The 18,986-nt window shown below is 71.6% G+C and carries 23 protein-coding genes; 12 read left to right on the forward strand and 11 right to left on the reverse strand.

Annotated features, from left to right (window positions below; all coding sequences use genetic code 11):
* Positions 1-132: 132 nt before the first annotated feature.
* A complete protein-coding gene (locus AB0B29_RS23840; protein WP_362243179.1) occupies positions 133-783 on the forward strand; it encodes a cysteine hydrolase in 651 nt (216 codons plus the stop codon).
* Here AB0B29_RS23840 and AB0B29_RS23845 read toward each other — a convergent pair.
* Positions 770-1,240: a Rieske (2Fe-2S) protein gene (locus AB0B29_RS23845; RefSeq protein ID WP_362243182.1), complete on the reverse strand. Its 471-nt coding sequence runs from the start codon at positions 1,238-1,240 to the stop codon at positions 770-772. The two genes, AB0B29_RS23840 and AB0B29_RS23845, sit on opposite strands and share 14 nt — an antisense overlap.
* Before the next feature lie 197 nt (positions 1,241-1,437).
* Between AB0B29_RS23845 and AB0B29_RS23850 the strand changes: the two genes are divergently transcribed.
* The gene (locus AB0B29_RS23850; protein ID WP_362243185.1) at positions 1,438-2,193 is read left to right on the forward strand and encodes a HipA family kinase; all 756 of its coding nucleotides are present in this window, start codon (positions 1,438-1,440) and stop codon (positions 2,191-2,193) included.
* Positions 2,190-2,603, forward strand: a complete 414-nt coding sequence (locus AB0B29_RS23855; RefSeq protein WP_362243188.1) for a DUF3037 domain-containing protein — start codon at positions 2,190-2,192, stop codon at positions 2,601-2,603. The genes AB0B29_RS23850 and AB0B29_RS23855 overlap by 4 nt, the downstream gene beginning before the upstream one ends.
* Before the next feature lie 14 nt (positions 2,604-2,617).
* Here AB0B29_RS23855 and AB0B29_RS23860 read toward each other — a convergent pair whose 3' ends face one another.
* A complete protein-coding gene (locus AB0B29_RS23860) occupies positions 2,618-3,085 on the reverse strand; it encodes an excalibur calcium-binding protein (protein ID WP_362243191.1) in 468 nt (155 codons plus the stop codon).
* Between the two features lie 230 nt (positions 3,086-3,315).
* Here AB0B29_RS23860 and fabG point away from each other — a divergent pair, with 230 nt between their 5' ends.
* The 5 genes from fabG (at position 3,316) to AB0B29_RS23885 (ending at position 8,069) form a co-directional block, all read left to right on the forward strand.
* Positions 3,316-4,077 carry a 3-oxoacyl-ACP reductase FabG gene (gene fabG / locus AB0B29_RS23865; protein ID WP_362243194.1) on the forward strand — a complete coding sequence of 254 codons (762 nt, stop codon included), beginning with the start codon at positions 3,316-3,318 and terminating at the stop codon, positions 4,075-4,077.
* Positions 4,078-4,089: 12 nt separating this feature from the next.
* Complete coding sequence (locus AB0B29_RS23870; RefSeq protein ID WP_362243196.1) at positions 4,090-4,848, forward strand: SDR family oxidoreductase; 759 nt, start codon at positions 4,090-4,092, stop codon at positions 4,846-4,848.
* A 198-nt stretch (positions 4,849-5,046) separates the two neighbouring features.
* A complete protein-coding gene (locus AB0B29_RS23875; RefSeq protein WP_362243199.1) occupies positions 5,047-6,633 on the forward strand; it encodes an ABC transporter substrate-binding protein in 1,587 nt (528 codons plus the stop codon).
* A gap of 93 nt (positions 6,634-6,726) precedes the next feature.
* Entirely contained in the window at positions 6,727-7,410 is a 684-nt protein-coding gene (locus AB0B29_RS23880; protein ID WP_362243201.1) for a uracil-DNA glycosylase, read from the forward strand.
* Between the two features lie 155 nt (positions 7,411-7,565).
* On the forward strand, positions 7,566-8,069 hold the full coding sequence (locus AB0B29_RS23885) for a hypothetical protein (protein ID WP_362243204.1): 504 nt from the start codon (positions 7,566-7,568) through the stop codon (positions 8,067-8,069).
* A 9-nt stretch (positions 8,070-8,078) separates the two neighbouring features.
* Here the strand turns inward: AB0B29_RS23885 and AB0B29_RS23890 are convergent, their stop codons facing one another.
* From AB0B29_RS23890 to AB0B29_RS23900, 3 genes are all read right to left on the reverse strand, one after another.
* Positions 8,079-8,600 (reverse strand): hypothetical protein, encoded by a 522-nt coding sequence (locus AB0B29_RS23890; RefSeq protein ID WP_362243206.1) that lies wholly within the window; start codon positions 8,598-8,600, stop codon positions 8,079-8,081.
* Positions 8,601-8,814: 214 nt separating this feature from the next.
* The gene (locus tag AB0B29_RS23895) at positions 8,815-9,327 is read right to left on the reverse strand and encodes a DinB family protein (protein WP_362243208.1); all 513 of its coding nucleotides are present in this window, start codon (positions 9,325-9,327) and stop codon (positions 8,815-8,817) included.
* A 43-nt stretch (positions 9,328-9,370) separates the two neighbouring features.
* The gene (locus AB0B29_RS23900; RefSeq protein WP_362243211.1) at positions 9,371-9,961 is read right to left on the reverse strand and encodes a TetR/AcrR family transcriptional regulator; all 591 of its coding nucleotides are present in this window, start codon (positions 9,959-9,961) and stop codon (positions 9,371-9,373) included.
* An 80-nt stretch (positions 9,962-10,041) separates the two neighbouring features.
* Between AB0B29_RS23900 and AB0B29_RS23905 the strand changes: the two genes are divergently transcribed.
* Both AB0B29_RS23905 and AB0B29_RS23910 read left to right on the forward strand, forming a co-directional pair.
* On the forward strand, positions 10,042-11,229 hold the full coding sequence (locus AB0B29_RS23905) for an FAD-dependent monooxygenase (RefSeq protein WP_362243214.1): 1,188 nt from the start codon (positions 10,042-10,044) through the stop codon (positions 11,227-11,229).
* A gap of 13 nt (positions 11,230-11,242) precedes the next feature.
* Positions 11,243-12,148 carry a Gfo/Idh/MocA family protein gene (locus AB0B29_RS23910; protein WP_362243216.1) on the forward strand — a complete coding sequence of 302 codons (906 nt, stop codon included), beginning with the start codon at positions 11,243-11,245 and terminating at the stop codon, positions 12,146-12,148.
* Here AB0B29_RS23910 and lnt read toward each other — a convergent pair.
* Positions 12,072-13,637, reverse strand: a complete 1,566-nt coding sequence (gene lnt, locus AB0B29_RS23915) for an apolipoprotein N-acyltransferase (RefSeq protein ID WP_362243218.1) — start codon at positions 13,635-13,637, stop codon at positions 12,072-12,074. The genes AB0B29_RS23910 and lnt overlap by 77 nt on opposite strands.
* Positions 13,638-13,766: 129 nt before the next feature.
* On the reverse strand, positions 13,767-14,237 hold the full coding sequence (locus AB0B29_RS23920; RefSeq protein WP_362243221.1) for a nuclear transport factor 2 family protein: 471 nt from the start codon (positions 14,235-14,237) through the stop codon (positions 13,767-13,769).
* 96 nt (positions 14,238-14,333) lie between these two features.
* Here AB0B29_RS23920 and AB0B29_RS23925 point away from each other — a divergent pair, with 96 nt between their 5' ends.
* A complete protein-coding gene (locus tag AB0B29_RS23925; RefSeq protein WP_362243224.1) occupies positions 14,334-14,936 on the forward strand; it encodes a DUF4291 domain-containing protein in 603 nt (200 codons plus the stop codon).
* A gap of 61 nt (positions 14,937-14,997) precedes the next feature.
* Here the strand turns inward: AB0B29_RS23925 and AB0B29_RS23930 are convergent, their stop codons facing one another.
* The 3 genes from AB0B29_RS23930 to AB0B29_RS23940 form a co-directional block, all read right to left on the reverse strand.
* Complete coding sequence (locus tag AB0B29_RS23930; protein ID WP_104781900.1) at positions 14,998-15,177, reverse strand: hypothetical protein; 180 nt, start codon at positions 15,175-15,177, stop codon at positions 14,998-15,000.
* 98 nt (positions 15,178-15,275) lie between these two features.
* Positions 15,276-16,151 (reverse strand): undecaprenyl-diphosphate phosphatase, encoded by an 876-nt coding sequence (locus AB0B29_RS23935; protein ID WP_362243227.1) that lies wholly within the window; start codon positions 16,149-16,151, stop codon positions 15,276-15,278.
* 159 nt (positions 16,152-16,310) lie between these two features.
* Positions 16,311-16,781, reverse strand: a complete 471-nt coding sequence (locus tag AB0B29_RS23940) for a winged helix-turn-helix transcriptional regulator (protein ID WP_362243230.1) — start codon at positions 16,779-16,781, stop codon at positions 16,311-16,313.
* Between the two features lie 93 nt (positions 16,782-16,874).
* Between AB0B29_RS23940 and AB0B29_RS23945 the strand changes: the two genes are divergently transcribed.
* On the forward strand, positions 16,875-18,044 hold the full coding sequence (locus AB0B29_RS23945; protein WP_362243232.1) for a thiolase family protein: 1,170 nt from the start codon (positions 16,875-16,877) through the stop codon (positions 18,042-18,044).
* Between the two features lie 18 nt (positions 18,045-18,062).
* On the opposite strand, the gene AB0B29_RS23950 is transcribed toward AB0B29_RS23945, so the two are convergent.
* Positions 18,063-18,854, reverse strand: coding sequence for a TVP38/TMEM64 family protein (locus tag AB0B29_RS23950; protein ID WP_362243234.1), 792 nt, complete (start codon positions 18,852-18,854; stop codon positions 18,063-18,065).
* Between the last annotated feature and the right edge of the window lie 132 nt (positions 18,855-18,986).

Raw genomic sequence — 18,986 nt, forward strand, 5'->3', positions numbered from 1 at the left:
TCCCCCTCTTTCTCCCACGTCGTGCCAGAGGAGATCCTCTGACATCACGTCAGAAAAGGATGAGTGCTCTTCCGCCCGTGCGCAATGGTCGCTACGCTCGCCCGCCCTGCCGCCGGTGACAGGGGGAAACCCGTGCCCTCGTACTCAGCGCTCAGCGAACTCCTCGAACCGCGCACCACCGTGCTGCTCACCGTCGAGTGCCAGGAAGGCGTCGTCGGGGCGGACAGCGCGCTGCCCGAACTCGCCGAACAGGCACGCGCCGGCGGCGCCCTCGCCAACGTCGCCCGTCTGGTGGCGGCAGCCCACGACGGCGGCGTCCAGGTCGTCCACGCCGTCGCCGAGCGCCGCCCCGACGGCCGCGGCGCCAGCCGCAACGCCCGGCTGTTCCGCGCCGCCGCACGGCTGCCCGTCCAGCAGCTGACCGGCACGCCGGCGGTGCGGGTGGCCACCCCGATCGAGGTCGCCGAGGAGGATCTCGTCGTACGGCGACTGCACGGGCTGTCACCCCTACAGGGCACCGACGTCGATCCATTGCTGCGCAACCTCGGCTGCCGCACGCTGATCGTCACCGGGGTCTCGGCCAACGTGGCCGTCCCCAATGCCGTGTTCGACGCCGTGAACCGCGGCTACACCGTCGTCGTCCCGGCGGACGCCATCGCGGGAGTGCCGGCCGACTACACCCCTGCGATGATCCGCCACACCCTCGCCTTGGTCGCCACGGTCGCGACCACGGACGAGGTGCTGGCGTGCCTGGAGCGTGCGCGGGGCGTCAGGCCAGAGTGATGGAGTCGCCCTTCACGCTGATCTGCTTCGCCTCCAGCGGTTCGACCGCCGGCCCCTTCTTGACGCTGCCGTCGAGGACGGAGAACTGACTGCCGTGACAGGTGCAGGAGATGATGTCGTCCTTCAGGTCCACCATCGGACACTGCCGGTGGGTACAGATGGTCGAGAACGCCTTGTAGTCGCCCGCCGCCGGCTGTGAGACCACGACCTTCTCGTCCTTGAAGATCTTGCCGCTGCCCTCGGGGATGTCGGAGGTCTTCGCGAGCGCCGCACCACCGGCTCCCGCTCCGGCGGACGAGCCGCCCCCTCCGTTCGCACCCTGCTCGGTGGACGGGTCGGACGCCTTGTCCTCCGAACCGCACGCCGTCAGCGCCACGGTGAGCCCCGCCGCGCCGACCGCCGCCACGACGGTGCGGCGGTTCGGTCCCGACATCGGCTGAACGGATTCGCTGGTCATGCTGACGTTCCTTCCGGGGGATCGGTGATCTGCCGAGAGGTACGGCCCCTGGGGACCGGCTGTTCAGGCCCCGCCGAAATCCTGACCCGTTCGGGGAGGGACACGGGTAAAGCGGAGCTGTCGGGTTGCTGTCGGGTTCCGGCCCGCCCCCGTGAGGCCGTCGTCCCCGTTGCCGGATTCGTCAGTAACCTGGGGCGATGCTCAAGGAAGTGATCGCGACCCGTTTCATCGCGCCCCTGCGCGAGGGCGGTTCGCTGCCGGGTCTGGTCGAGGCGGACGACTTCGGCACCTACGTCCTGAAGTTCACCGGCGCGGGACAGGGCCGCAAGACACTCGTCGCCGAAGTGGTCTGCGGGGAACTGGCCCGGCGGCTGGGGCTGCGCATGCCGCGTCTCGTCACCGTGGAGCTCGACCCCGACCTGGGGCTCGGTGAACCGGAGGAGCAGGTGCAGAGCCTGCTCCGGTCCAGCGGCGGCACCAACCTCGGCATGGACTTCCTCTCCGGCGCGCTCGGCTTCGACCCGCTCGCGTTCCCGGTGAGCCCCGAGGAGGCCGGCCGTGTGGTCTGGTTCGACGCGCTGATCAACAACGTCGACCGTTCCTGGCGCAACCCCAACCTGCTGAGGTGGCGCGGCGAGCTGTGGCTCGTCGACCACGGCGCGACGATGATCTGGCACCACAACTGGCCCGGTGTGGAGGCCTCCGCCGCCCGCCCGTACGACGCCTCCGACCACGCGCTCGCGCCCTTCGCGCCCGATGTCGCCTCCGCCGCAGCCGAGTTGGCGCCCCTGGTCACCGAGGAACTGCTCGCCGACGTCACCGCGCAGATCCCGGACACCTGGCTCACGGACGAACCGGGCTTCGCCGCGCCGGACGATCTGAGGCAGGCCTACGCGCGCCCGCTGCTGGCACGGGCCGCCGTCATCCACGACCGCATCCAGGGGCTGAAGTGAACGACCGGCACATCATCAGGGGCGGGCCACGGGACCGCCACGTCTACGAGTACGCCGTCCTGCGCGTCGTCCCGCGCGTGGAACGCGGCGAATGCATCAACGCCGGGGTCCTGGTGTACTGCCGCGCCGAGTCCTACGTCGGTGCCCGCACCCACCTCGACGAGACCCGTCTGCTGGCCCTCGACCCGCTGGCCGACGTGGCCGGCGTCCGGGCCGCCCTGGGGGCCGTGGAGGGCCTGTGCACGGGTGGGAGCGCTGCGGGGCAGGCGGCCTCCGACGACCCGGGCCGCCGCTTCCGCTGGCTCGTCGCCCCCCGCTCCACGATCGTCCAGCCCGGCCCGGTGCACACCGGCCTGACCACGGACCCGGCGGCGGAGACCGAGCGGTTGCTGGACCTGCTGGTGAGGTGACGGGCACCGGGCCGTCAGCGCCGCCGGCGCCTCACCACGTAGCCGGCGGCGAGAGCGGCACCCACGGCGAAGGTCACTCCCATCGCGAGGTCCCAGTCGCTCGGCCCCGAGGCCACCGCGCCCCCCAGCCCGCCCCGCACACCCTGGCTCGGAGCGCCGGTGGGAGTGGTGGCGACGGGAGCGGAAGGACTGATCGAGGGAGGCACGGACGCCCTGGTGGAGGGGCCGGGCGGGGTGGGCGACGTCGTGGGGTTGCTGATCCCGCGGCGGGCCAGCGCCTCGCACGCGACACCGTCGTCGGGGCCCTGGTCCTCGTCCAGCCTGTTGGGGTCGCTCGGGTCCGCGTCGAAGACGGCCTGCGCGTCCTCCTGAAAGGCGAAGTCGCGGCAGTCCAGGTCCTGCCGGGCGTGAGCGGGGTCGGCCATGGGCACGATCGCGGCGATCGCGAACAGCGCGCCCGTGACACCGGTGCGACGGCGCATGGAGCGCCTCCCTCCGGCCATGGGTGGCTCGCGCTCCGACGCTAGGCGCCGAGGGGTGCGGCGGCGCGCCGCCCTGGGCCGATCGGGTGTCCCCGAGAAGGCCACAGGGCCGGGCGGGACCCGGGTAATGGATCACATGCCGCCCGGGGCCGTTGACACCGCGTGCCAGGGCTTCTAGCGTCACACCCACTGAAGGTACTAAGCGGTCGCTCACCTGAGGAGTAGCAGTCATGTCCACCACTGAGCAGCGGGTTGCCGTCGTGACCGGTGCCGCGCGCGGCATCGGTGCCGCCACCGCCGTACGACTGGCCGCCGAGGGCCGCGCGGTCGCCGTGCTCGACCTCGACGAGGCAGCCTGCAAGGACACCGTCGAGAAGATCACCGCCGCCGGTGGCAAGGCCATCGCCGTCGGCTGCGACGTCTCCGACGAGGCGCAGGTCGAGGCGGCCGTCGCGCGGATCGCCGAGGAGCTCGGCGCCCCGACGATCCTCGTCAACAACGCGGGCGTGCTGCGCGACAACCTGCTGTTCAAGATGAGCGTCTCCGACTGGGACACCGTCATGAACGTGCACCTGCGCGGCGCCTTCCTGATGTCCAAGGCCTGCCAGAAGCACATGGTGGACGCCGGCTTCGGCCGGATCGTCAACCTGTCCTCGTCGTCCGCGCTCGGCAACCGCGGTCAGGTGAACTACTCGGCGGCCAAGGCGGGTCTGCAGGGCTTCACCAAGACCCTCGCCAAGGAGCTCGGCAAGTTCGGCGTCACCGCCAACTCCGTCGCCCCCGGATTCATCGTGACCGAGATGACCAAGGCCACCGCCGACCGCGTCGGCATGGGCTTCGAGGACTTCAAGGCCGCCGCCGCCACTCAGATCCCGGTGGCCCGGGTCGGTGAGCCGGAGGACATCGCCAACGCCATCGCCTTCTTCACCGGCGAGGCGGCCGGATTCGTCTCCGGCCAGGTGCTGTACGTGGCCGGCGGACCGCTCGACTAGAGGACGAAGAACATGACTTCCGTGGAACTCTCCGGCAAGGTCGCCCTCGTCACGGGCGCCAGCCGCGGCATCGGCTACGGCGTGGCCGAGGCCCTCGTCGCGCGCGGCGACCGCGTGTGCATCACCGGCCGCAACGAGGACGCCCTCAAGGAGGCCGTCGAGCAGCTCGGCACCGACCGCGCCGTCTACGTGGCGGGCAAGGCGCACGACGAGGCCCACCAGGCCGTCGCCGTCGAGCGCACGATGGAGGCCTTCGGCCGCGTCGACTACCTGGTCAACAACGCGGGCACCAACCCGGTGTTCGGCCCGATCGCGGACCTCGACCTGAACGTCGCCCGCAAGGTGTTCGAGACCAACGTCGTCTCGGCGCTCGGCTTCGCCCAGCGGACCTGGCACGCCTGGCAGAAGGACAACGGCGGCGCGATCGTCAACATCGCCTCCGTCGCGGGCCTCTCACCCTCGCCGTTCATCGGTGCCTACGGCGTCAGCAAGGCCGCGATGATCAACCTCACCGTGCAGCTCGCGCACGAGTTCGCGCCCAAGGTGCGGGTCAACGCGATCGCTCCGGCCGTCGTGAAGACCAAGTTCGCCCAGGCCCTGTACGAGGGCCGGGAGGAGGAGGCCGCGGCGGCCTACCCGCTCGGCCGGCTCGGTGTGCCCTCCGACATCGGGGGCGCGGCCGCGTTCCTCACCTCCGGGCAGTCCGACTGGGTCACCGGCCAGACGCTCGTCGTCGACGGCGGCATCTTCCTCAACGCCGGAACCGGCTGACGAGGACCGCGCACGGGGTCAGGCACGGGCGCCCGCCGACAGGAACGGCGCCCGTGCCGGCGTAAAAACACCGCAAAGCGCGATGACAACGTCGTCAAAGGTTTATCGATCAAGAGGTCATGGACGGGGAGGGTCAGCGGGCGCGGCACTGCGGTATGGTCTGCCGACCCTTGGTATGGCAGATCGAGGAGCGTGCGCGTGTTCAAGCGGAACCGATGCCTGCGGCGGGTGGCGGCCATCGCGTCCATATCGGCCCTGCTCGCCGGGTGCGGCGTGCTGTCGTCCGACACCCCGGAGGACGAAGGACCGATCGTCGTGGGCACCACCAGTTCGCCCAGCACGCTCGACCCTGCCGCGTCGTGGGACAGCTCCTGGGAGCTGTTCCGCAACATCTACCAGACGCTCCTGAGCTATCCGACGGGCGCGAGCACGCCTCAGCCGGACGCCGCCGAGAGCTGCGGCTTCAGCGACTCCTCGAACCAGGTCTACCGCTGTGAGCTGCGCGAGGGCCTGAAGTTCTCCAACGGCGACGCGCTCGACGCCCAAGCGGTGAAGTACTCCTTCGACCGGATCCGGAAGATCAACGTCAACGGCGGCCCCGCCGGTCTCCTGGGCAGTCTCGAGCGGGTCCAGGCACCGAACGAGCGTGAGGTGGTCTTCCACCTCAACAAGCCCGACTCGACCTTCCCGTTCGTGCTCGCCACCCCCGCCATGTCGATCGTGTCCCCGGACGCCTACCCGGACGACAGCCTGCGCAAGGGCGACGACGTGGTCGGGTCCGGGCCGTACACCCTCGACTCGTACTCCGAGGGCAAAGAGGCCGTCCTCGTCCGCAACGACTCCTACAAGGGTTACGCCGAGCGCCGGAACGACGCGGTGACCGTCCGCTACTTCCAGGACTCCGACGCCATGGTGACGGCGCTGCGGGACAAGAAGATCGACGTGACCTACCGAGGTCTGGCGGCGGGTGACGTCGTCGAGCTCCAGGGCAAGTCCTCGAAGGACGAGGAGATCCAGCTCGTCGAGGGCACCGGCACCGACATCAACTACCTGGTGTTCAACCCGAAGGACCCCTGGGCGAGCAAGAAGGCCGTCCGCCAGGCCATCGCGCAGGTCGTCGACCGGGCGGCGATCGCCCACAAGGTCTACAAGGACACCGTGGACCCGCTGTACTCCATGGTCCCCAAGGGCCTCACGGGCCACACCACGGGTTTCTTCGACGATTACGGCGACCCCGACATCGCCAAGGCCCGCAAGATCCTCACCGAAGCGGGCATCAACCGGCGCGTCCCGCTCACCCTCTGGTACACCAGCGACCGCTACGGCTCCGAGACCGCCGGGGAGTTCAAGGAGCTTGAGCGCCAGCTCGAGGCCTCCGGCCTGTTCACGATCAGCCTGAAGAGCCGGCCCTGGAAGACGTACGTCGAGGGCTACCAGAAGGGTGAGTACCCGGTCTTCGGGCGGGGCTGGTTCCCCGACTTCCCGGACGCCGAGAACTTCATCGCGCCGTTCGTCGGCGACCAGAACGCCCTCGGCACGCCCTACCCGGCGCCCGAGATCACCGGCGACCTGCTGCCCCGCTCGCGCCGGGAGAGCGACCGCGCGAACGTGGTGAAGGAGTTCGAGGAGGCCCAGCAGATCCTGGTGGACGACGCGCGGCTGCTGCCGCTGTGGCAGGGGCGGCAGTACGTGGCGGCCAGCGCGGACATCTCGGGCGCGGAGCGGGCCATGGACCCGTCGACGATCATGATGATGTGGGAGCTGCACCGCAAGACCGCCTGGTAGGCGGTCCGGCACCGGGCTTCGCCGGGCGCGTTGTCAGTGGTCGCCTGTAGGTTCTGTGGCCTGGAAGTGACCGCACATCGTGAGGACGTTGACGTGACCGACACCGCCATGCTGCCCGAGTCCTGGCGCGGGGTTCTGGGCGACGAGCTGCAGCAGCCCTGGTTCAAGGAGCTGACGGAGTTCGTCGAGGAGGAGCGGGCGAAGGGTCCCGTCCACCCGCCGCGCGAGGAGGTCTTCGCGGCGCTGGACGCCACGCCGTACGAGGAGGTCAAGGTCCTGATCCTCGGTCAGGACCCCTACCACGGCGAGGGCCAGGGGCACGGTCTGTGCTTCTCGGTCCGGCCGGGCGTGCGGATCCCGCCGTCCCTGCGCAACATCTACAAGGAGATGCACCAGGAGCTGGGCACGCCGATCCCGGACAACGGCTATCTGATGCCGTGGGCCGAGCAGGGCGTGCTGCTGCTCAACGCGGTCCTCACGGTCCGCGGCGGCGAGGCCAACTCGCACAAGGGCCGCGGCTGGGAGAAGTTCACCGACGCCGTGATCCGGGCCGTGGCCGAGCGCCCCGATCCGGCGGTCTTCGTGCTGTGGGGCAACTACGCGCAGAAGAAGCTCCCGCTGATCGACGAGTCCCGGCACATCGTGATCAAGGGCGCCCATCCCTCCCCCCTTTCGGCTAAGAAGTTCTTCGGCTCGCGCCCCTTCACGCAGATCAACGAGGCTGTGGCGGCGCAGGGCCACACGCCGATCGACTGGACGATCCCGAACCTGGGCTGAGACCTGCCGGCCGAGGTGAGGGGGCGATGGGGTGTCCGTAGCCGCGCGGGAGTGTGCGGTGACGGGCCCGGTGGTGTCCGGAGCCGCCTGAGCCGGATCGCCCCCGCCTGCGGTTAGCGTCGGCGGGAACAGCCGGCGAGTGCGCGGAGGGCGTCGTGGCGGAGCGACAGGAGCAGGCGGCGCCCGATGCCGTGCTGACCCGGATCGGGCAGGTGGTCATGCTGCACCACGCGGGGGACCGCGAGGAGGCACGGCGCCGGTTCCTCGGCCTGTGGGCGGAGATCGGCGAGCACGGCGACCCGCTGCACCGCTGCACCCTCGCCCACTACCTCGCCGACACCCAGGACGACCCGGTGGACGAACTGGCCTGGGACCTGCGCGCGTTGACGGCCGCCGGTGAGGCCGGGGAGGAGGCCCTCGCGGTGGCGGCGGTGGCCGCGCTCTACCCCTCCCTGCACCTGAACCTGGCCGACGACTACGTCAGGCTGGGGCGCGGTGACGCAGCCCGCACACACCTGCGGTGGGCCCGGGAGGCCGCCACCGCCCTCACCGACGACGGCTACGCCGAGGGCGTGTGGGCGGCCATCGGACGGCTGGAGTCCCGGTTGGGGGAGGGCGGCGCCCCGGGGACGTGGACGCCGCCTCGTCAACGGCCCTGAGGCGACAGGTCAACGCCCGTACGTGTCGCGGCAGATCGTCGCCTCCGGGCTGTCCGCCCGCCATCGCCCGTAGCGCCTGCCCAGCGCGCACACGTCCGCGTTGTTGCTCGGGACGCTCTTCTCGATGTTCTGGCGTACCGCCTCCGACACGTCGCGGACATCGGCGTGCGGCCGCTGGGGGCGTCGTGGTGCGGGCTCGGGGCGTTCCGGACGGGCGGGGCGCGGACGGACGTCGCGATGCCCGCGCTGCGGCGCCCCCAGCGACTGCGAGGCCGCCGGGGGAGCGGCCGGGCCGGTCGGTGACACGGCTGCCGCCGGGCTGTGGGACGCCTCTTCGATGAGCAGCAGGGCCTCGCGGGCCGGTGCCTGCACGATCGGGGTCTCCGCCGCGCCCCCCGGCTCCGGCGCCGACGGCCGGGACGGTGCGACCGAGGGCTCCGGCGCGGCGGAAGGCGGGACCGTCGTACAGCCGGAGAGGGCCGAGACCGCCACGGTCACCAGGAGCGTCGCTGTGGTCGTCGTTCGATGCACCCGGGCAACTCTGGTGCGTCCAACCCGCGTTGAGGCGTCGGACAGGCGGAGGTTGCCCCGCACGGGTGATCTCGCGCCCCGTACGGAGGGCTCTCGTGCGACGGGGGTGACGCCCGGCGATGCCGGGTTTTGTCCGGTGGCGCCGGGTGACGTGCAGTGGTGCCGTGGCGGCGGTGAGGTGAGGGGTGGTGGCGCGGTGTGTGACGGCGGTGAGTCAGTCGCCGGTCGCGCCGTCGATGCGCTCGCGGAGCAGGTCGGCGTGACCGTTGTGCCGCGCGTACTCCTCGATCATGTGGGTGTAGAGCCACCGCAGGTTGAACCGCTCGCCGGTGCGCCGGTGCTTGCCCTCGGTGATGTCGTCGAGGCCGAAGCGGGCTGCGTTGCGCCGGGCCGTCTCGATCTCGGCCTGCCAGGTGGTGTGGGCATCCTGCCAGGTGTCCGCCTCGGTGAGGTGGAACTCGCCGTCCCGGTTCTCGTCGCTCCAGTAGATGGGCTGCACGTCCTCGCCCGTCAGCACCCGGCGGAACCAGTTCCGCTCCACGTCCGCCATGTGCCGGACCAGCCCCATCAGGGACAGGTCGGACGGCTCGACGGCCGCGGTCCTGAGCTGCTCGTCGCTCAGGCCCTCGCACTTCCAGGCGAGGGTCTGGCGGTGGTAGTCCAGCCAGCCCTCCAGCATCGTGCGCTCGTCGGCGAAGGTGGAGGGCTCTCGGCGTTCGTTCGTCATGGACGCATCCTTTCCGAGCCGCCCGTGCCGCACCACCAGGTTTTCAGCCCCCGAGCATCCCCTGCAGGAGTTCCCGCAGGCCGGCCCGCACCTCCTCCAGACTCGGCGCGTCGGCACCGAACGACCCCGCCACGCAGCTGAACATCAGCCCGTCCGCCCAGGCGATCAGCGAGAGGGTGTGCCGGGCCGGATCCGTCGAGCCCATTGCGGCGACCAGCACGGTGAGTTGGTCCCGGAAGCGGGCGCCCGTGGCGTCGAAGAAGGCCCGCAGCTCGGGGCGGCGCGTCGCCTCCAGGGCCAGTTCGTAGCGGGCGAGGGTGAGCGCGCGGTGCTGCGTCAGGGCCCGGTGGGTCGCCACGGCCAGGGCGTCCGCCAGGGAGCCGGCACCGGCCTCGGGGCCCGGCATCTCGTGCAGGGCCAGCACCCGGGCCTCACGGTCGGCCAGGCGCCGAACCGCCAGCTCCAGCAGGGCCTGCCTGGTCCGCGCGAGGTTCGACGTCGAGCCCTGGGGGAGCTCGGCCAGCTCGTCGACCGCCCGGTGCGTCAGGCCGCGCATCCCGCGCTCGGCGAGCAGGGCGAGGGCGGTGTCGGCGACGAGGTCGGAGCGGGCGGGGCCTTCGGTGCGTGCGGGCATGGGGTTCACGCTACCCCTCCGACTACAGGTGTAGTAACGTCGAAGTCCTCACTACAGATGTAGTCGCTTAAGGAGGGGTCATGGAACAGCCCGGACATGCCGTCGTGATCGGCGGCGGGATCGGCGGTCTGACGGCTGCGGTCGCCCTGCACCAGCGCGGCGTGCGGGTCACCGTGCTGGAGCGGGCCCGCTCGCTGGAACCGGTCGGTGCGGCGATCTCCCTCGCGCCCAACTCCCTGCGCGCGCTGGACGTCATCGGCCTCGGCGACGAGATCCGCGACCTCGCCGCCTGGTCCGGGGACGGCGGACTGCGCAGCCCGCAGGGGCGGTGGCTGTCCCGCTCTTCCGCCGAGGCCGCAGCCCGGCGCTTCGGCGGGCCACTCGTGCTGCTGCACCGCGCGACCCTGATCGAGCGGCTGGCCGCGCTGCTGCCCGCCGGAGCCGTCCGGACGAACGCCGCCGCGACCCTCGCCGACAGCGGCGGTCCTGCCCGGGCGGCCCGCGTGGCGACCGCGGACGGCGACCTCGAGGCCGACCTGGTGGTCGGCGCGGACGGGATCCGGTCGGCCGTGCGCGGAACGCTCTTCCCGCACCACCCGGGCGCCGTCTACTCGGGCTGGACGACCTGGCGGGTCGTGATCCCCGCGCCCGGAGCCCGGTTCGCCTCGCACGAGACCTGGGGCCCGGGCCGCCTCTGGGGCACTCACCCGCTGAAGGACGGCCGCGTCTACGCCTACGCCGGCGCCACCACCCCCGCAGGCGAACGGGCGTCCGACGACGAGAAGTCGGAGCTGCTGCGCCTCTTCGGCGACTGGCACGCCCCCATCCCCGCCGTGCTCGCCGCCGTTCGCCCCGAGGACGTACTGCGTCACGACGTCCACCACATCGCCGACCCCCTGCCCGCCTACCACCACGGCCGGGTCGCGCTGCTCGGCGACGCCGCGCACGCCATGCCGCCGAGTCTCGGCCAGGGCGGCAACCTGGCCATCGAGGACGCCGTCGTCCTCGCTCACCACTGCGACGACCTCGCCGCCTACACCACCGCCCGGCGCCCCCGCACGACCGCCATCGCCCGCCAGGCCGTGAAGGCGTCCCGCCTCAGCCTGATGAGCAGCCGGACCGGTCTCGCCCTGCGCGACACGGCCATGAGGCTGCTGTCGAAGGCCGGGCCCGCCCTGTTCCTGCGCGGCTTCGACGGCATCGCCGACTGGCGGCCCCCGCAGACGGACGCCGTATGCTCCGAGCAAACCCCGGCAGGCAACGGTTAGAGGAGATCACCCCGTGAAGGTCGGCTGCATCGGACTCGGCGACATCGCGCAGAAGGCCTACCTCCCGGTCCTCGCCCTCCAGCCGGGCGTCGAACTGCACCTGCAGACCCGTACGCCCGCCACGCTCGACCGGGTCGCCGAGAGCCTCCACATCCCGCGGGAGCGACGGCACACCACCCTCGACTCGCTGCTCGCGGCGGATCTCGACGCGGCCTTCGTGCACGCCCCCACCCTCGTGCACCCGGAGATCGTGACGCGGCTTCTCCAGGCGGGCGTACCGACCTACGTCGACAAGCCGCTCGCCTACGAACTCGAGGACTCCGCGCGGCTGGTGGCGCTCGCCGAGGAACGGGACGTCAGCCTCGCCGTCGGCTTCAACCGGCGCCACGCCCCCGGCTACACCCAGTGCGCGGACCATCCGCGTGAGCTCATCCTCATGCAGAAGAACCGCATCGGGTTGCCGGAGGAGCCCCGCGCGATGATCCTGGACGACTTCATCCACGTCGTCGACACCCTGCGCTTCCTCGTTCCCGGCGAGATCGACGACGTCACCGTGCGGGCCCGGGTCCGGGACGGGCTGCTGCACCACCTGGTGCTCCAGCTCGCCGGGGACGGCTTCACCGCGCTCGGCGTGATGAACAGGCTCAGCGGTTCCGCCGAGGAGGTCCTCGAGGTGTCCGGGCAGGACACCAAACGGCAGGTGGTCAATCTCGCCGAGGTCGTCGACCACAAGGGGCAGCCGACTGTGCGGCGACGCGGTGACTGGGTGCCGGTGGCCCGGCAGCGCGGGATCGAGCAGGCGGTGCTCGCCTTCCTCGACGCGGTCCGGGCCGGCAGGGTGCTCAGCGCCCGGGACGCACTGGAGACCCATGAACTGTGCGAGCGGGTCGTACGCGCGGTTCAGGAGCGGACCGCCTGATCCGCAGGGCCCGTCCGCCCTCGCCGGCGGCCCACAGAGCGAGGATCAGCATCGCCGCGTGCACCGCCCAGTCGCCGTGGCGGACGTAGGGCGTGGTGCCGTGGGCGAGGGGGAGGTCGTAGACCAGGGCGGCGGAGGCCTCCGTGCCGAGCCACGACCCGACGCGCTGCCCGTCCGGGCCGTAGACGGCGGAGACGCCCGTCAGGGTCGAGTGCACCATGGGGCGGCCGGTCTCGGCGGCCCGCAGCGCGGCCAGCGACGCGTGCTGCTCGGGCGCCCAGCTGTGCTGGAACGAGGACGTCGACGACTGGCCGACCAGCACGTCGGCGCCCTCCCGGGTGAGGTGGCGGGTCATGTCCGGGAAGGCGGTCTCGAAGCACACCAGCGGGCCGACGCGCAGATCGTCGCCGACGTTCATCACGACCGGCAGCGAGCCGCGCCTGCGGTCCTCGCCCGCGGCCTTGCCGACCGAGGTGGCCCAGCCGAGCAGGGAGCGGGCCGGGATGTACTCGCCGAACGGCACGAGCCGCATCTTGTCGTAGCGCTCGCCGGTCAGGCCGTCGGGCCCGACCAGGACCGAGCTCTTGTAGATGCCGGGCTTGTCGGAGCGCCGGGCGTCCACGTTGACCAGGATGTCGGCGCCCGTCGCACGGGAGAGGTCCGCGAGCCTCCGGGCGAGGTCGGGCCGGTCCCCGAGGTCGAAACCGACGCTGCTCTCACCCCAGACGATCAGGTCGACGTCCTGCCCGGCGAGGCGCCGGGTGAGCTGCTCCTCCCGGTCGAACCGGCCGTCGGGGCCGGCGATGACGCCCGGCTGTACGACCGCGATCCTGACGCGGCCGTCGACGGCGGGGCGGGGTGAGAACGCCCAGGCGGCGGAGGTGGCCGCGGCCGTGGCGACCAGACCGGCCACGGCGGGCACCCGGGCCCGGCGGACCGCGACGAGGACGGCGACCGCCACGTTGACGGCCACGAGCAGGTAGCTGAGCAGCCACACCCCGCCGACCGAGGCGAGCCGCAGCGCGGGCTCGGCCTGCCACTGGCTGCTGCCGAGCATGCCCCAGGGGCCGCCGAGCCCCTGCCAGGAGCGCACCAGCTCGACGGCCAGCCAGCCCGACGGCAGCACCAGCAGAGCCCCCGCGACCCGGCTGCCGGAGGGGAGGCCGCCCAGGAGGTGGCGCACCAGCAGGCCCCACGGGGCCCACAGGGCGCCCAGGAGGGCGGCGATGAGGAAGGTGAACACGTTCAGGCTCGGCAGCAGCCAGTGGTGCATGGCCAGCATGAAGCCGAAGCCGCCGCTCCAGCCGTCGTACGCGGCGCGCTTCCCGGTCGGCGCGGTGCGCAGCAGCAGGAGCCAGGGCACGAGGGCGATGTAGGCGCACCACCACAGGGACGGCGCGGGGAAGGCGAGGACGGGGAGGGCGCCCGCGACCGCCGCGGCGGCCGAGCGGCGCCAGGGGGAGGCGGGCCAGTGGCCGAGCGTCTTCATAGGCGCCTCCTACCCGCGGGTGCCTCCAGTGTGCGCTCCGCGGACGATCTAGGACACAGGACGCCCGGTCAGTTGACCACAGGTGCCTTGTCCGGCCCGGGAAGGCACCGCCGCTGCTTCCGAGCCGGGTCAGGTCGCCGCAGGTGCGCTCTTCGGCTCGGGAAGGCGGCGCCACTTCTCCCGTACGACCACCTCGCTCAGCCGCCAGCCGTCGGCCGTGCGCAGCGCCGCGAAGGCGTACCGGCCGCCGCACACGAAGTCGGGAGCGGGTCCGGTGGTGGCCATGGGGTTGACGTAGTCGGCCTGGACCTCGGCCGTGTCGCCGGTGTCCTGCTCCCAGAGCCCGAAGCGCACCCGCCGGTTGACGATCAGATGCTGCCGCATCGGGAACAGCTCCAGGCTCTGTGCGAGCCAGTCGGCGACCGCCCGGGCCTCTCCCTCGATGCCGCCGGCCGAGCGGTAGTCCGCCCGCCCGCGAGGAGCGAACAGGCCTCGATATCCCTCCCAGTCACCGTCGTCGACCGCCACCGCGTAGTCGGTGATCAGTCCGTCGACGGCCAGCCGGTCTCTCACGGTGGCGAGTTCCACGCGCTGCGTCATCGGCTCAGTGTTGGCCATGGCGAGGGCCGGGCCAAGAGCCGTGCGTGCCCGATATTCGCTGGCCGCCGAGGGGTGCCGGGGCCCAGCCTGTCGTGCGTGAACGAACGACACGAACCGAAGTACCAGGTGAGGGCCCGCCACACCGAGTCCACGCTCACCGTCTACCAGGCCTACCGCCCGGAGATCGGCGGCCCTGCCGCCCGCCACGGCCGCTTCCCGGCCTCCTGGAAACGGGAGCGCATGACCTGGATCAAGCCCTCGTTCCTGTGGATGATGTACCGCTGCGGCTGGGGCACCAAGGAGGGCCAGGAGACCGTCCTGGCGATCGAGATCGACCGCGAGGGCTTCCTCTGGGCGCTGCGCAACGCCTGCCTGTCCCACCACGTCCCCGCCCTGCACGGCGACCAGGCCTCCTGGAAGCGGCAGTTGAGGCAGGCGCCCGCGCGGGTGCAGTGGGACCCGGAACGGGATCTGCGGCTCGATCCGCTGCCCCACCGGTCGCTCCAGCTGGGGCTCGCGGGGGAGGCGGCCGCGCGGTACGCGGACGAGTGGATCGTCGGGATCGAGGACGTCACACCGCTCGCCACGGAGATCCACGAGCTGGTGCGGGCAGGGCAACTGGAGTCGGCCGCGGGGCTGTTGCCCGAGGAGCGGCCGTTCGCCGTCCACGACGAGGTACTGGCGCGACTGCGCGCCTGAAGAGTGCGGTACGACCAGAGAGAACGGTGGTACGAGTCGGAGAGGGGGACTGTGGAGCCGCTCAGGCCGCCTTGACGACGCCGCCTCGGAGAGCGGCGGCCCATTCGACGACGAGAAGCTCGTACTCCGCGCGCTCCTCGGCCGACAGGGTGCCGCCCGTGCGCTGCCACAGCGCACGGATCTCCTCGTTGACCTCGGCAGCGGAACGCACGGAACCAGGGGTCACGAAATCGGGGGACATGCGGACAAGCCTAGGGGCAGCCACTGACAGCCCGCTACCGGACGGCTACCCCACGGCTATGCGGTTGGTCACGAGACCGCGGTCACAGACCCTCGTGCTCAGCCCGCCGACTCGGCGGCGTGCGGGCTCAGCGCACCCACGCTGACCAGGGCGATGATGACGATGCCGAGCACGATGCGGTAGTAGACGAACGGCATGAAGCTCTTGGTCGAGATGAACTTCATGAACCATGCGATCACCGCGTATCCGACGCCGAAGGCGATGATCGTCGCGAAGATCGTGGGACCCCACGAGACGTGGCCGCCCTCCGTGGCGTCCTTCAGCTCGAACACGCCGGAGGCGAGCACGGCGGGGATGGCGAGCAGGAAGGAGTAGCGGGCCGCGGCCTCGCGCTTGTAGCCCATGAACAGACCGCCGCTGATGGTGGCACCGGAGCGCGAGACGCCCGGGATGAGCGCCATGGCCTGGCAGACGCCGTAGATCAGGCCGTCCCGCACACCCAGGTCCTCGAGGGCCTTGCGCTGCTTGGGCGCGCGGTGCTTGCCCCCGCTTTCGTCGCGGGCCGCGAGCCGGTCGGCGACGCCCAGGACGATGCCCATGACGATCAGCATCGTCGCGGTGATCCGCAGATCGCGGAACGGGCCCTCGATCTGGTCCTTCAGCGTCACGCCGAGCACACCGATCGGGATCGAGCCGACGATGACCAGCCAGCCCATCCGGGCGTCGGGGTCCCCGCGCAGCGACTTGTCGGTGAGCGAACGCGCCCAGGCCGAGATGATCCGCCCGATGTCCTTGCGGAAGTAGATCAGCACGGCCGCCTCGGTGCCGATCTGCGTGATCGCCGTGAAGGCCGCGCCCGGGTCCTCCCATCCCGAGAAGGCCGCCGTCAGCCGCAGGTGGGCGCTGGAGGAGACGGGGAGGAACTCGGTCAGCCCCTGGACGAGTCCGAGGATGAGTGATTCGAACCAAGACATGAGGTAGCGGAGTCCAAGTGCCGATCGTGGGACGGGCGACGGGCGCACCGGGCCGCCGTTGCGATGAACGGGGGATCATGTGTGCCGAGGGGGAAGCGTAGCGTCCCCGGACGGCCTACCGGACACAGGGGTTTGGAAGCCGCTCCCGACCAGCGGCGATCAGGCCGGGGTGGGTCCGGCCACCGTCCAGCCCGGGGTCTGGGGCCGGGCCGTGAGGTCCTCGTGCCGCACCTCCTCGCCGCAGGCGCGGCAGGTGACGGCCGGGGTGAGGGGCCGCCCGCAGGAGTGCTCCACGACCATCGGCCGGTCGCCGTCCGGCCGGAGGTGGCGGTCGCCCCACGCCATCAGGGTCATCAGTGCCGGCTCCAGCTCCAGTCCCGCGGGTGTCGGCCGGTACTCGAAGCGCTGCGGGCGCTCGCTGTAGAGGCGCTTGGCCAGGATCCCGGCGTCGACGAGCCGGCGCAGCCGGGTGGCCAGGACGTCGCGCGGGGCGCCGGTGTTGCGTACCAGCTGGTCGAAGCGGCCGTTGCCCAGACACACCTCCCGCAGCACGAGCAGGGAGTACTTCTCGCCGACGAGCGCGAGCGTGTCGGCGATGGAGCAGGGGCGCGGGTCTTTGCGGTCGGCCATGAGGATCAGTCTAGGAGAGGGTTGGATTTTCCAACGCTGCAGGATACGGTGAGTTTGGATTTCCTACTCACCGGTAGTCGTGGAGGCCCGCACATGCGTGACGCAGTGATCGTCGAAGCCGTACGCACCCCGATCGGCAAGGGCAAACCGAACGGCGCCCTGGCACACGTCCACCCCGTGGAGCTCCTCGCCCACACCCTGCGCACCCTCGTCGAGCGGTCCGGGATCGACCCGGAGCTGATCGACGACGTCATCGGCGGAACCGTCGACCAGGTCGGCGAGCAGGCCATGAACACCACCCGCTACGCCGTGCTCTCCGCCGGGTTCCCGGAGTCGGTGCCCGCGACCACCGTGGACCGCCAGTGCGGCTCCTCCCAGCAGGCCGTGCACTTCGCGGCGCAGGGGGTGCTCTCGGGCGCGTACGACATGGTCGTGGCCTGCGGCGTGGAGTCGATGAGCCGGGTGCCGATGTGGTCGAACGTGCCCGAGGGCAAGGACCCCTTCGGCCCCGGAGTCGCCAGGCGTTACCCCGAGGGGCTCGTGCCGCAGGGGATCAGTGCCGAACTGATCGCGGCCAAGTGGTCGATCGGCCGCGAACGGATGGACGCCTTCGCCGTCGCCTCGCACCACAAGGCCGCCGAGGCCTGGGAGAGCGGGCTCTTCGACGCCGAGGTCGCACCCCTTGAGGGCGTCACGCGCGACGAGTGCGTGCGCCCCGGCAGCACCACCGAGGTCCTCGCCGGCCTCAAGCCCGCCTACCACGACCCCGCCTTCGCCGAGCGCTTTCCGCAGATCGAGTGGAACATCACGGCGGGCAACGCCAGCCCGATCAACGACGGGGCGTCGGCGGTGCTCATCACGTCCAGCGAGACGGCGGCCCGGCTCGGTCTGCGCCCGCTGGCCCGCCTGCACAGCTTCGCGGTCACCGGATCCGACCCGACGCTGATGCTCACGGGTGTCATCCCGGCGACCGAGAAGGTGCTGCGCAGGGCCTCACTGACCCTCGACGACATCGACCTGTTCGAGGTCAACGAAGCGTTCTCCAGTGTCGTACTGGCCTGGCAGCAGGAGACCGGCGCCGACCTCGCCCGGGTCAACGTGAACGGCGGGGCCATCGCGCTCGGGCATCCGCTCGGCGCTAGCGGCACCCGGCTGACGACGACACTGGTGCACGCGATGCGGCAACGAGGCGCCCGGTACGCGCTCCAGACCATGTGCGAGGCGGGTGGACTCGCCAACGCCATGGTGCTGGAACGGTTCTGAGCCTGATGTGACGGAACGTCAGAGGTCGCGCAGCCGGTGGCGCTTGCGCCAGGCCACCACCACGCCCGCCAGCGCGGGCAGGGCGATGCACGCCATGGCGATCAGGAAGGCGGGGGAGGTCGGGGTCGAAGCCCGGGCGCCCGCGACGGCGTAGGCGGCGGTGTTCGGGATCGAGCCGATGCCCGTGGCCAGCAGGAACGGCAGCAGGCCCATGCGGGAGACGGACGCGCAGTAGTTCGCGGCCCAGAACGGCACACCCGGGAACAGCCGCACCGCCAGCATCGAGCGGAAGCCGTGCCGGCTGAGCTGGCCGTCCGCGGCCTTCAGCCAGCGCCCCCGCAGCAGCGGCCGCAGGGCGTCCTGGCCCAGCGCCCGGCCCAGGCAGAAGGCGATGCCGGCGCCGAGCACCGTGCCCGTCAGCGCCACGCCGAGGCCGAGTTGCGAGCCGAACAGCGCACCCGCCGCGAGGTTCAGCAGCGGCCGCGGCACGAACGCCACGGTGCACACGCCGTACGCCACCGTGAACACCGCCGCCGCGGCGGCACCTGACAGCTGCGGCGGCCAGCCCTCCGTCAGCAGCTTCTGCGGCTCGAACAGGAGCACCCCGCACGCGCCCGCGGCGAGCAGCACGACGAGCAGGGACAGTCGGGCATAGGGAGAAAGCAGAACTCTCGTGCAGCGAGCGGCGAAACGGGTCGGTACGGCGGACGTGACGGTCGTTGCCGGGGGAACGGCGACGGCGAGCTCCGCGGCGGTGGCCCGGGGAGAGGCCGTGGCGGTGCCCCCAGAGCGGGTGGTGGCATCGAGCATCCAGTGACACTAACCGACAAATGTGGGTGATCGCCGTATGGTTCGTCTCACCGGCGTCACAGGGAGCGGTCCCCGCGCCTGTGCGCAGGGCCGATGAAAACCATTCGACGTGCGGTAAAGCGTCGGCAATGA

Source organism: Streptomyces tibetensis (assembly GCF_040647715.1).
GTDB lineage: Bacteria > Actinomycetota > Actinomycetes > Streptomycetales > Streptomycetaceae > Streptomyces > Streptomyces tibetensis_A.

Coding starts and splice junctions, on each gene's coding strand:
- AB0B29_RS23845 (WP_362243182.1), bottom strand. CDS start 1,240: ATGACCAGCGAATCCGTTCAGCCGATGTCGGGACCGAACCGCCGCACC.
- AB0B29_RS23850 (WP_362243185.1), top strand. CDS start 1,438: ATGCTCAAGGAAGTGATCGCGACCCGTTTCATCGCGCCCCTGCGCGAG.
- AB0B29_RS23860 (WP_362243191.1), bottom strand. CDS start 3,085: ATGCGCCGTCGCACCGGTGTCACGGGCGCGCTGTTCGCGATCGCCGCG.
- fabG (WP_362243194.1), top strand. CDS start 3,316: ATGTCCACCACTGAGCAGCGGGTTGCCGTCGTGACCGGTGCCGCGCGC.
- AB0B29_RS23870 (WP_362243196.1), top strand. CDS start 4,090: ATGACTTCCGTGGAACTCTCCGGCAAGGTCGCCCTCGTCACGGGCGCC.
- AB0B29_RS23895 (WP_362243208.1), bottom strand. CDS start 9,327: ATGACGAACGAACGCCGAGAGCCCTCCACCTTCGCCGACGAGCGCACG.
- AB0B29_RS23900 (WP_362243211.1), bottom strand. CDS start 9,961: ATGCCCGCACGCACCGAAGGCCCCGCCCGCTCCGACCTCGTCGCCGAC.
- AB0B29_RS23905 (WP_362243214.1), top strand. CDS start 10,042: ATGGAACAGCCCGGACATGCCGTCGTGATCGGCGGCGGGATCGGCGGT.
- lnt (WP_362243218.1), bottom strand. CDS start 13,637: ATGAAGACGCTCGGCCACTGGCCCGCCTCCCCCTGGCGCCGCTCGGCC.
- AB0B29_RS23920 (WP_362243221.1), bottom strand. CDS start 14,237: ATGACGCAGCGCGTGGAACTCGCCACCGTGAGAGACCGGCTGGCCGTC.
- AB0B29_RS23930 (WP_104781900.1), bottom strand. CDS start 15,177: ATGTCCCCCGATTTCGTGACCCCTGGTTCCGTGCGTTCCGCTGCCGAG.
- AB0B29_RS23935 (WP_362243227.1), bottom strand. CDS start 16,151: ATGTCTTGGTTCGAATCACTCATCCTCGGACTCGTCCAGGGGCTGACC.
- AB0B29_RS23940 (WP_362243230.1), bottom strand. CDS start 16,781: ATGGCCGACCGCAAAGACCCGCGCCCCTGCTCCATCGCCGACACGCTC.
- AB0B29_RS23945 (WP_362243232.1), top strand. CDS start 16,875: ATGCGTGACGCAGTGATCGTCGAAGCCGTACGCACCCCGATCGGCAAG.
- AB0B29_RS23950 (WP_362243234.1), bottom strand. CDS start 18,854: ATGCTCGATGCCACCACCCGCTCTGGGGGCACCGCCACGGCCTCTCCC.